Raw genomic sequence first — 2,145 nt, forward strand, 5'->3', positions numbered from 1 at the left:
GCTTACGGCACCACCAAAATGTAACCACTTCCCTGCCAACGCACCGATCACATTATTGAAAGCGGCTATCCTCGATAATGGTGCGGTAATGGCTGAGAAATTTAAGAACTAAGAGTACGCGGAGCATCAACCGCCACGGCCGAACCATGGTTAAAACCAAATACAGAAGTTGGTGCGGTTACCAGCGAATATTCACGCCAGTCGTTGAGACGTTTAAAAAATAAGCAGCCGCTATAAACGACAAACGATTCTGACTGCATACGGGTTTCACTGAAATTGACCAACTCACAGCGATCGCGGAGTAAAGTACACAAAAAGAACTCAACCTAGTCTAGTAACGCTGGCATAAGGTGCGCCAACGCATTACTTACAAAACCAAATACACTTCAAACCAAAACCGCCGAGTGTCAGGCGTCACCTTAATGCCTTTGTTACTAGGCCTATCGACTTAGCTTAAGCAGCTTGCCTGCCATGATGAAGTGAAATGAAAAAGTACGCTGATTAAGCGCGACAAACACCCAACTCAAGGCAGACAAATTCAAAACTATAACCACGAAAATTACTGCGTGTTTACCCACAAAATAGCGGCTACGATAAAGTTAGCACTATGGTTTACCTAGAAAAAATGAACCAGAAACGCTCGCCAATATTGATAAAAAGGCAGCCCAAACTAAAGCCGCGGACAGCGCCCACAAGTAGACTTTTTACGGCAACCACCAAAATGTAACCACTTCCCTGCCAACGCACCGACCACAACATTGAAAGCGGCATTCCTCGATGATGGCGCGGCAATAGCTGAGAAATTTAAGAACTAGTAAGTACGCGGAGCATCAACCGCCACGGCCGAACCATGATTAAAACCAAATACAGAAGTTGGCGCGGTTACCAGTGAACATTCACGCCAGTCGTTGAGACGTTTAAAAATAAGAAGCCGCTATAAACGACGAACAATTCTTACTGCATACGAATACTTCTGGAATTGACCAATGCACAGCGACAACGGAGTTAGGTACACAAAAAGAACTCAACCTAGTCTAGTAACGCCTGCAATAAGGTGTGCCCCACTGAACTCACCAAACACACCGAACTCCATACCAAAACCGCCGAGTGTAACGCATCACCTTGATTGCTTTGTTAAATGTATTTTTCAAATTTATCAGCTAGATTTTTAAATCTTTCATTAATGACACCACTTCGTCTACCACCATCGCTAAATGCCAGTAAGTCCATCAAGGAAAGTAAACGTAAATAGTTCATTTGATCATATTCATTATTTTCAGTTCTAAGGCCATGAAGTAGACCGTGACGGTTAAAATAGAACAATGCAGGCGACGTCGCGTCATACCTAGAGTAGACATTGTTAATGATCTGTTGTGCCATTTCTCGATATTCATTTGGAGGGAGTTTTTCTACGGCATTTTTAAGCTGTTTAAATGTAATATCTTTATCTCCAGGCTTCCAACCGGAAAGATTTCTCAGATATGACTCTAAGCTAATGAACAATAGAGATAAAGCAGCAGTGTGGAAACCACTATAGTAAGCACAAATAGACTCTTCAATCATATTGATTGTGCCAGAGAAAAAACTAGATTGTTCATAGCCATAAGAGACTAATGCTGCACGATCAGCAGGATTAGAAAGATAGTGAACAACAATATGAAACACTTCAATCGATAACTTTTCTATATTTTCAGCGTAGTCTTCGTTTGAAGGGTTTAATTCTAGAGCTCTCTCAGATATTGACTTCAACCTCATTAGATCATCTGTTGTCGCCCGACAGTCAACATACCAACCAGTCAAGCTCAAACCTTTTTCAAATTCTAAGTTTTCTTCTTCTGTAAAAATATCGAACATAATTAACCTAATACATTTAACGCTGGCATAAGGTGCGCCAACGCTGAACTTACAAAAACAAATACACTTCAAACCAAAACCGCCGAGTGTAACGCGTCACCTTAATGCCTTTGTTACCCGGCCGTTTGACTTGGGTTAAGCAGCTTGCCTGCCATGATGAAAGGCAGTTAAAAAATGCGCTGATTAAGCGCGACAAACACCCAACTCAAGGTAGACAAATTCAAAACTATAACCACGGAAATTACTGCGTGTTTACCCACAAAATAGCGGCTACGATGATGTTAGCACTAT

3 protein-coding genes are annotated in these 2,145 nt (G+C 41.8%); 1 reads left to right on the forward strand and 2 read right to left on the reverse strand.

The annotated features are described in order from the left end of the window. Window positions 1-101: 101 nt before the first annotated feature. Both L4C35_RS22970 and L4C35_RS22975 read right to left on the reverse strand, forming a co-directional pair. A complete protein-coding gene (locus tag L4C35_RS22970) occupies window positions 102-260 on the reverse strand; it encodes a hypothetical protein (protein WP_428465042.1) in 159 nt (52 codons plus the stop codon). An 874-nt stretch (window positions 261-1,134) separates the two neighbouring features. Beyond that, the gene (locus L4C35_RS22975) at window positions 1,135-1,854 is read right to left on the reverse strand and encodes a hypothetical protein (RefSeq protein WP_428465043.1); all 720 of its coding nucleotides are present in this window, start codon (window positions 1,852-1,854) and stop codon (window positions 1,135-1,137) included. A 104-nt stretch (window positions 1,855-1,958) separates the two neighbouring features. Between L4C35_RS22975 and L4C35_RS22980 the strand changes: the two genes are divergently transcribed. After that, a partial coding sequence (locus L4C35_RS22980) for a hypothetical protein (protein ID WP_428465044.1) occupies window positions 1,959-2,145 on the forward strand: 187 nt, incomplete at its 3' end.

This window comes from Photobacterium kagoshimensis, assembly GCF_050337045.1.
In the GTDB taxonomy this organism is placed as follows: Bacteria; Pseudomonadota; Gammaproteobacteria; order Enterobacterales; family Vibrionaceae; genus Photobacterium; species Photobacterium kagoshimensis.